The 7708-nt window shown below is 65.4% G+C and carries 10 protein-coding genes; 3 read left to right on the top strand and 7 right to left on the bottom strand.

Annotation, left to right across the window (positions count from 1 at the left end; translation table 11 throughout):
* Positions 1-140: 140 nt before the first annotated feature.
* The 3 genes from ACUXVH_RS29890 to ACUXVH_RS29880 all read right to left on the bottom strand — a co-directional run bounded on the left by ACUXVH_RS29890 (position 141) and on the right by ACUXVH_RS29880 (position 1972).
* A complete protein-coding gene (locus tag ACUXVH_RS29890; protein WP_015635448.1) occupies positions 141-290 on the bottom strand; it encodes a hypothetical protein in 150 nt (49 codons plus the stop codon).
* 150 nt (positions 291-440) lie between these two features.
* Entirely contained in the window at positions 441-938 is a 498-nt protein-coding gene (locus ACUXVH_RS29885) for a hypothetical protein (RefSeq protein ID WP_015635449.1), read from the bottom strand.
* A 134-nt stretch (positions 939-1072) separates the two neighbouring features.
* Positions 1073-1972, bottom strand: a complete 900-nt coding sequence (locus tag ACUXVH_RS29880; RefSeq protein ID WP_304362816.1) for a serine hydrolase domain-containing protein — start codon at positions 1970-1972, stop codon at positions 1073-1075.
* Positions 1973-2108: 136 nt separating this feature from the next.
* Here ACUXVH_RS29880 and ACUXVH_RS29875 point away from each other — a divergent pair, with 136 nt between their 5' ends.
* Positions 2109-2639, top strand: coding sequence for a hypothetical protein (locus ACUXVH_RS29875; protein WP_041117962.1), 531 nt, complete (start codon positions 2109-2111; stop codon positions 2637-2639).
* 8 nt (positions 2640-2647) lie between these two features.
* Here the strand turns inward: ACUXVH_RS29875 and ACUXVH_RS29870 are convergent, their stop codons facing one another.
* The 4 genes from ACUXVH_RS29870 to ACUXVH_RS29855 form a co-directional block, all read right to left on the bottom strand.
* Positions 2648-3121 (bottom strand): hypothetical protein, encoded by a 474-nt coding sequence (locus tag ACUXVH_RS29870; RefSeq protein ID WP_065363930.1) that lies wholly within the window; start codon positions 3119-3121, stop codon positions 2648-2650.
* 100 nt (positions 3122-3221) lie between these two features.
* Positions 3222-4934: an amidase gene (locus ACUXVH_RS29865; protein WP_065363931.1), complete on the bottom strand. Its 1713-nt coding sequence runs from the start codon at positions 4932-4934 to the stop codon at positions 3222-3224.
* Between the two features lie 178 nt (positions 4935-5112).
* Positions 5113-5580, bottom strand: coding sequence for a hypothetical protein (locus ACUXVH_RS29860; RefSeq protein ID WP_011061071.1), 468 nt, complete (start codon positions 5578-5580; stop codon positions 5113-5115).
* 20 nt (positions 5581-5600) lie between these two features.
* Positions 5601-6449, bottom strand: coding sequence for a suppressor of fused domain protein (locus ACUXVH_RS29855; RefSeq protein ID WP_191974382.1), 849 nt, complete (start codon positions 6447-6449; stop codon positions 5601-5603).
* A gap of 186 nt (positions 6450-6635) precedes the next feature.
* Here ACUXVH_RS29855 and ACUXVH_RS29850 point away from each other — a divergent pair, with 186 nt between their 5' ends.
* Together ACUXVH_RS29850 and ACUXVH_RS29845 are read left to right on the top strand one after the other, a co-directional pair.
* Positions 6636-6995, top strand: a complete 360-nt coding sequence (locus tag ACUXVH_RS29850; protein WP_065363932.1) for a DUF7677 family protein — start codon at positions 6636-6638, stop codon at positions 6993-6995.
* 74 nt (positions 6996-7069) lie between these two features.
* A complete protein-coding gene (locus ACUXVH_RS29845; RefSeq protein WP_065363933.1) occupies positions 7070-7507 on the top strand; it encodes an HIT family protein in 438 nt (145 codons plus the stop codon).
* The last annotated feature ends 201 nt before the right edge of the window (positions 7508-7708 follow it).

Below are 7708 nucleotides of genomic sequence, written 5' to 3'. Positions count from 1 at the left end.
GGGCTGGGGGTGTACCTGGGGGTGTCCTGGAGCCTGCGCTGAAAGCAGGGCCGCGAGCGAGCCGACACCCGCCAATGAAAGTGCCCGCAGCAGCGGGCACCTGGTTAATGCCGGGCGGTGTCAGCCCGGGCGGCAGTGATTTACCACTGGCCCGAGAACACGCAGGTCAGCGCTTCGATGGCGCTGAACTTCCACAGCGAGTCGCCGCAGTCGCTGGCAAAGGCGTGGGCGTTGGAGGCGGTGAGGGCCAGGGCGATGGCCGAGGCATAGACGATTTTCTTGAGCGACATGGGAAAACTCCTTGTTATGAATCCGCACGTTCTTGTAGGCGCCGTCCTGAAGGGGGGGCTGCTGCGGACTATAGGCCCGTGCTGCCCCCGGCACTATTAGCCCGAGTGTGCTAATGGCCCATGCGCATCACTGTGCCGCCCGGCCCAGGCTCAGTTGCGAAAATACAGCTCGTCCAGCTGCCGCCGGCGTATCACCAGGTACTCCTCCCAGACCTTGGGGAAATCCTCGTCCCGGGTCAGGGGGAAGGTCAGGTAGTAAGTCCGACCGCTGACACTGATGTACTCCCGCACCCGCTTGTACGCCGGCTGTTCCAGCAGCGAGATGTATTCGTCATAGGCGTAGTGGTAGTGGGAAATCGTCACCCGATGGGGCGCGATCATGCAGCGGGAGAAGTCGATCACCCAGCCATGGCTCATGTCGCTGCCCAGGTAGCCGTAGACCCCATCCTCGGAGAGGCTGATGGCTTTTCGTGCCTGTACCCCATCCTCATCGTTGACCAGCACGATCTGGCTTTCGAAGTAGCGGATGGCCTGTTGCTCGGGGCCGCGCAACTGCAGGTTCCAGCCGACGGCGCCCATGCGGAACTCGCCCTGCTCGGTGAATTCGGCGGTCCAGCCGTTGGCAAGGCTAATGCGGTGTGTGGTCATTGTCGTCCTGGTGATGGCTGTCCCTGAAGGCTGGGGATTGTACGTCAGCCGCTGTGCGAAGCGGCAGGGCCCGTGGCGCCCGGTCAGTCATGCCAGCATGCGAGCTGTCCTGTGACTGTGGCCGTGCCCTGTGGCTAGTTCGCCAGTGCGTGGCGCAGATGCGCCAGGGCCCGGGTTTCGACCTGGCCCTGGTCGCTCCCCGGACTGAAGACCGCGCAGCAGGCGCTGGTGCCGGCGACGTTGGCGCGATAGACCGCCAGCGTGCTGCCGGGGCCGCTGCCGGTGTGGCCGTAGAGCGTCAGGCCAGACTCGACAGTGCCCACCATCAGGCCCATGGCATAGCCGGGAGCGACCCAGGGCCGGCCGGCCATCGGCCCGCCCAGAACCTGGGCCTGCTGCATGCCTGCCAGCAGTGCCGGGGGCAATAGCGCGCCGCTCAACAGCCGATCCAGCAGCAGCACCGCCTCCGCCAGGGGCCCCACCAGCAGGCCGTGGTAGACCCAGCCGGGGTGGTAGTCGTCCAACTGGCCCAGGTCCACATCCCGCAGGTCTTCGCGGGTCACGGCGAGGCGCGTGCGAGACAAGCCCAGGGGCGCCAGTACCCGTTGTTGCAGGGCAAGGTGCAGGGGCAGGTCCGTCGCCTGCTGGATCAGCTGCGCCACGAACAGGTAACCCACATTGGAGTAGCGCCACTGGCTGCCGGGGGCGTAGCGCAGGCGGCTGGCATCCAGGCGCTGCAGCATCTGTGCGCCGGGCCATGCATCCTCGTTGCGCAAAACCGCGTCGTGGTAGTCGCTCAGCTCGCTGTAGTCCGCCAGCCCGGCCTGATGCCGCAGCAACTGGCGCAGGGTGAAGGGGCCCTGGGGCAGCGGCTCATCCAGCCCCAGCAGGCCGTCGCGCACCAGGGTCAGGGCCGCTGCGCTAAGCACAGTCTTGGTGAAGCTCCACCAGGGCACCAGTGGCTGGGGTTGCTGTGGGGCCAGTGGTTGGCCGTTGTGGATCAGGGCATGAAGCACGGAGGGGATGTCCTTGATGGGCTGTGTTGCCGCGCGCTGTTGGGTCAATCAGGCCGTGAGCGGCCCTGCAGGGTACGGCATAATGCGCGGCCGTTTTGGCTAAACCTAGGAATTGATCAGGAGGATCAGGCTGGCTATGTACAGACTTGGGCACATGATAGACAACCAGTGGGTCGAGCACAGTTATCCGCCGGTATTCGTGGTGGCCCCCATTGGCGAGGGGCAGCGCGTGGTGGCGGGCGTTCCAGGCTCGGACCCGCAGGTCCTGCTCAGCCTGCTGGGCTGCCTGGCCGAACCGCTGGTGCTGCTGTTCGTGCTGCACACGCCCCGGGACGAATCGCAAGCCGGACGCTACTGGAGCCCGCAGCTGTCGCGTGAGGACGTTCAGGATTTCATCTACGACTTCAAGCCACTGCTCTGTGGCGACAGCCGTTTCGACCTGTGGGTCCACTCGCCCGAGCAACAGGCCACCGTGGTCTGGGACCGGCACAACCTGATCTATGGCTACGGGCCGCTGGAAGACTACGCCACGGCCCTGCGCGCGCTGGGCTTCGGCCATGGCGAGCCGCAGTTGCCCGTGCCCCATACCCACCACTACCACCCGCAGCTGGACGACCTGTGCCGGCAGTTGCTCACCCACTTCGATTGGCAGCACTCGCCATTGCGACCTGAGGATGAGCAGTGATGGTGCAATCAAGCCCACTCATGCTCGGTCAATCTTTTGAATTCAGTGCAGGCCTCGTCAAACTGTTGCCTGGAGAATTCGGCGCGTTGAGCGTTGCTGTTCCAGGCCACCGCAGTGACCAGTCCGTTGATCACTGTGACGGCTCGTCCAAAACGTTCCCAGATCAGCTTGTCTCCCCGTACCACCTGCTCGACCACGGCCACTGTGCAACTTAGATCCATGTCGTCGGGGCAGATCAGCAACGGGACGATGCTCGAGCAATCCTCGCTCGCGGGAGCCAGTAACTGCCAGGCAAGTTCTGCGTGCTCGTCATCGATCAGCCAGCCCTGGGCCGGTACCAACCCCTCGGTGCTGTCTGCCCCCGAGCCATCGTAGATGACCCCCTTGATCCAACTGTCCAGGGGGACGTCGTCGAGGGTGAAGACGGGGTGGGGGGCCTTGGTGTATTTCGATTGATGCATTGCAGCGCGAATGTGGTTCATGGGGTCTCGCCAACGGGTTGAGCGCAAAAGGTCATGCGCAAAGGGGACTCGAAGGGACGGCGTTGAGGAACGGGGCCGTTGCGGCCCCGGTCCCGGTTTGTCACTGGCCGCTATACAAGGCCGGCGTGCGCGGTGGAATCAGGCGCTTGCTGCCGGTGGCCTCGAAGGCCGAAGCCAGGCGCAGCAGGCTCGAGTCGTCATAGGCGCGCCCGGCGAAGGTCAGCCCCACCGGCATGCCGATGTCCGCCATCACCCCCATGGGCACGGTAACGGTGGGTACCCCCAGGTGGCGGATGGCGAGGTTGCCGTTGGCCACCCACACGCCGTTGCTCCAGGCGATGTCTGCCGACTCGGGATTGATATCGGCATCGGCCGGGCCAACGTCGGCCACGGTGGGGAACAGCACGGCGTCCAGCCCCAGGCGGTCCATCCAGTCTTCCAGGTCGATGCGCCGGGTCTGTTCCAGGCCGCGCAGGCCGTCGGCCAGGGTGCTGATCTGGTCCCAGGTCTTGAGCCCGCGCTTGGCCATGTTCACGTATTCGTCCATGCCGGCGGCCAGGTCGTCTTCGCGGTTGGGCAGGGTGCCGGGGTCGTGGGGGAAGATCTGCGGCCCGTCGACATCCGCCAGGCGGTTGAGCTTGGGGTCGTCGTTGGCCCGCAGGAAGTCGTCGAAGGCCCAGCCCGAGAGCTCCCATAGCTCGTCGTGGAGGAACTCCTTGCTGACCAGGCCGCGGTTGTACACGGTCGGCGCGCCGGGGCGGTCGCCCTCGCAGTTGGACACCAGGGGGAAGTCCACTTCCAGCACTTGCGCGCCGGCGGCCTCCAGGGCCTGGCGCGCCTGTTCCCAGAGGCTGATCACCGAGGGCCGGGTATGGATGCGCTGGCCGGTGGGGCCGCCGATGCCCGGTTTTTCGCTGGTGCCGGCCTCAGGGTCGGCATTGATGTACATGCGCGGCACGCCAAGGCGCTTGCCCTTGAGCGCCGCGGCGCCGGCCGCCAGTTGCGGGTAGGAGGCCGGGCGCACCGAAGCGACGCTGGGGATCGGCACCCAGGGCTGCAGGCGCCACAGGTCGCCGCGGGTGTCCGGGTCTTCGGCCACCACCACGTCCAGCACTTCCAGGAGGTCGGCCATGGTCCGGGCAAAAGGCACCACCACGTCCATGGTCGGGGTCAGCGGCCAGTTGCCGCGCACCGAGATCACCCCGCGCGACGGGGTGTAGGCGCACAGCCCGTTGTTGGAGGCCGGGCCACGGCCGCTGGACCAGGTTTCCTCGGCCAGGCCGAAGGCGGCGAAGCTGGCGGCGGTGGCGGTGCCGGCGCCATTGGACGAGCCCGAGGCGAAGGGCGCGGTCAGGTAAGCGGCGTTATAGGGGCTTTCGGCGCGGCCATACACGCCGCGCTGCATGCCGCCGTTGGCCATGGGCGGCATGTTGGTCTTGCCCAGGCAGATGGCCCCGGCAGCCCGCAGGCGCTCAATGGTGAAGGCGTCGCGGTAGGCCACCAGCTCGGCGAAGGCCGGGCTGCCGGAAGCAGCCGTCAGGCCCTTGACCAGGTAGCTGTCCTTGGCGGTGTAGGGAATGCCGTCCAGCGGGCCCAGGGTCTGGCCCTTGGCGCGGCGTTCATCGGCGGCCCGCGCCTCGTTCAGCGCCTCGGGGTTGCGCACCACCACGGCGTTGAGGGCGGTGGCGGTGTTCGGGCCGTCATAGGCCTCGATCCGCGCCAGATAGGCCTGGACCAGTTCCACCGAGGTGGTCTGCCCGGATTCCAGGGCGGCGCGCAGGTGGGCAATGGAGACTTCGGTGACTTCGATCATGCTGCTACCGCCGTTGGCTGGTGGGTGATGAGGTGCAGAGGGCGCAACGGGGCGCGTGTGTTGGGGTATTGGCTGTGCATGGTGATTCTCGTGGTACGGCTGGCACGACAAGGGTGGCATGGGAACGCTGGGGGCCTTTTTAGCATCTAGTGCGGGGCAGAGGAATCGGCTTGATGGATTATTGCTTCAGGCCAGCTGCGCCAGGGCCTGCGGGCTCCACGTTGAACTCGCCAAGGTAGTCCAGGGTTGCCGTGCTTGCGGGCTGGCGTTGATTGGCGCCGCCGGAGATCGATTTGTGGTCACCGTAAATCGACTCGCAGCCAACGATGATGAAATGGCTGTAGCCGGAGTCGACGCGCGTGCGCAGCTGCTTTTTTTCGGCGTCGCTGCGGATCAGCGATTCCAGGTATTGCGGGCCGTCTTCACTGCCGATCAGCTCGACGAAATCGGAGTCCATGTAGTACCCCAGCTCCTGTTTGAGGCCCCAGCTGGGGTTGCGTGCTTCCCAAGCGCTGAACTCGGCATCGCTGGCGTCGGCCGCGGGTTCGGGCTCCCACTGTTCGAAGGCAAACCGTTCGGCCTCTGCCTGGTCCGGGAACCGGGCAGCGAACAGGTAGAAAGGAAAGTAGGCATCGGCTTCTGACATGGACGGCTAGGCTCCTTGGTTCAGATCAGGCTGGCGCGCTGCAAATGGCTGACATGAGCATGGCCGGCGGCGCTCAAGCGCACGGCCAGGTCTTCCCGGGCCTGGGCCCCGCCGCTGCGCACGTACTCCAGCTCCGCGGCGGTGATCAGCACCACCGGCACCAGGGTCACGGGGGACAGCGGCATGTCTTCCAGGCGTGTCGGGAAGTCCGGGGCCGGGCCGCCCACCAGTACCCCGGCGCAGTCGTCGGCGCTGATGAAATGCGCTGGCAGTTGCTCGCTCATGGCGCGGGACTGGCTGACGCCGGGCAGTTCCAGGGACAGCACCCCGTAGCGCTGCAGGCGTGCAGTGAGGCCACCGGCATCGGCCGTGGTGTTGGCCACGCAGCGCAGCAGTTCGAAAGCCCAGCTATCGGCGAACGGATAGACATCACCCACCGCGCCCTGGGCATGGGGTGGGATGTCCGGGGTTTCGACGAACAGTTCCATCTCGAAACCATTGCCCAGATCATCACCTGTGACCCCATCGAACGGGTCGGACAGGCCCTCGGTGGCGAGAATGATCCCGTTGTTGCGACGCACGATGCGATAGGCCTGGCGCGTGGAGGGCCAGTGCGAGCCGCCCATGAAACTGGGGCTGATGGCGAAGCCCAGGACGTCTTGCTCACAGTGGCCGACCGCTTGCCAGTGGCGATCGAGGCAGGCGGCACCGGCCTCCATCAGGGCAATGCCGGCCAGCTCTGCTTCGGTTGGCTGGTACTGGGCGTAGGGCTCTTCTGCGGCGGCCGGTTCGCCGGCGGGCAGGGTGGGCTCGGCCTTTTGTGGCGCCGGCTTTTTGAAGACGCTGAGCAGTTTTTCCAGGAAATTCATCGGGCGATCCTTGCGGGGCAAGTGCGTTGCACAAGGCGCACAGCACAGGGGTAGAGAGAGGGGGCACATTGTGACGGGTTTGCCATGCCCATGGAAACCGACGGATGCAAGTTGCACGAAGCCTTGCCTTGCCGGTGTGGCTGCCCGAGAATCCGCCCCGGTCCGCTATCAAGGAAAGTGATCAGCATGTCTTACCCGAAGAAGCTAAGTCCGGAGTTTTCCGGGGCACTGAGAACCTTCAGTTTCTGGGTCGCCAACGGCACCTTGGGCTATCCGTTGCTGGAAGGCGTCGACTACCGCAGTTGCCTCGGGGACGAGCCGAGCATGCTGGAGATGGCCTATGCCATTTTTGCCAATGTGCTGGAGCTGGACGAGCAGGGCGTACCGGTGAATGCCAAGTACGCCGAGCACCGGGCGGCGCAGTACATCCGTCAGTATTGCGATCCGGGCTACCAGGCACGGCCGGCGTTCGAGGACTGGGAGCAGGAGCTGTACGGCCCGCCCGAGCGGGACGACAGCAAGCCCTGGCCAGCCGGCGTGGCCTAGGTTTTTCGACGGCTGGATACAAGCCTCGGGCACTATGGCTTCGAAACGACGAACCCCCTCATCAAGGATTATGAATGTCGCTGATTTCGCAACGTGTAGAACTGGCCCGCCAGGGTGCCAACGACAAGCTGATTTGCCGCATGGCTTCGGGCTGGGCGGTGATGGGCGATGTGCAGTTTCTTGAGGGCTATTGCCTGTTGTTGCCGGACCCGGTGGTGGCCAGCTTGAACGACCTGGATGCCCAGGCCCGGGCCACCTACCTGCTGGACATGGCCCGCATCGGCGATGCGCTGCTCGAGGCCACCGGAGCGCTGCGCATCAACTATGAAATCCTCGGCAACTCGGAGCCTGAGTTGCATTGCCATATCTTTCCCCGCTACGCCTCGGAGCCGGAAGGCAAGCGCCGGATGCCGGTGTGGTTCTACGACTGGAAGACCGCGCCGCCCTATGTCGAGGCCGAGCACGGCCCATTGCGCCAGCAGCTTGCCCGGATACTGGCTGGCCAATTGTAGGAGCGAGCTTGCTCGCGATGGTCTCTAACGAAAACGCCGCACTCACTGGCGGAACGCGGCGTTCTTGAGGGCTTCGCGAGCAAGCTCGCTCCTACGGTGTCTGGTGGTGCGATCAATCCGGGCGTCTGGTTAATTGTAGGAGCGAGCTTGCTCGCGATGCTCGTTAACGAAAACGCCGCGTTCACTGGGGGAGCGCGGCGT

This window comes from Pseudomonas sp. 8(2025), from assembly GCF_052665325.1.
Note: the sequence above shows the minus strand (reverse complement) of the source record. Positions and strands in the feature narration are given on the sequence as shown.

Bases quoted from the DNA above. Each gene is read 5' to 3' on its own strand.
- ACUXVH_RS29890 (WP_015635448.1), bottom strand. From the start codon at position 290: ATGTCGCTCAAGAAAATCGTCTATGCCTCGGCCATCGCCCTGGCCCTC.
- ACUXVH_RS29885 (WP_015635449.1), bottom strand. From the start codon at position 938: ATGACCACACACCGCATTAGCCTTGCCAACGGCTGGACCGCCGAATTC.
- ACUXVH_RS29875 (WP_041117962.1), top strand. From the start codon at position 2,109: ATGATAGACAACCAGTGGGTCGAGCACAGTTATCCGCCGGTATTCGTG.
- ACUXVH_RS29870 (WP_065363930.1), bottom strand. From the start codon at position 3,121: ATGAACCACATTCGCGCTGCAATGCATCAATCGAAATACACCAAGGCC.
- ACUXVH_RS29865 (WP_065363931.1), bottom strand. From the start codon at position 4,934: ATGATCGAAGTCACCGAAGTCTCCATTGCCCACCTGCGCGCCGCCCTG.
- ACUXVH_RS29860 (WP_011061071.1), bottom strand. From the start codon at position 5,580: ATGTCAGAAGCCGATGCCTACTTTCCTTTCTACCTGTTCGCTGCCCGG.
- ACUXVH_RS29855 (WP_191974382.1), bottom strand. From the start codon at position 6,449: ATGAATTTCCTGGAAAAACTGCTCAGCGTCTTCAAAAAGCCGGCGCCA.
- ACUXVH_RS29850 (WP_065363932.1), top strand. From the start codon at position 6,636: ATGTCTTACCCGAAGAAGCTAAGTCCGGAGTTTTCCGGGGCACTGAGA.
- ACUXVH_RS29845 (WP_065363933.1), top strand. From the start codon at position 7,070: ATGTCGCTGATTTCGCAACGTGTAGAACTGGCCCGCCAGGGTGCCAAC.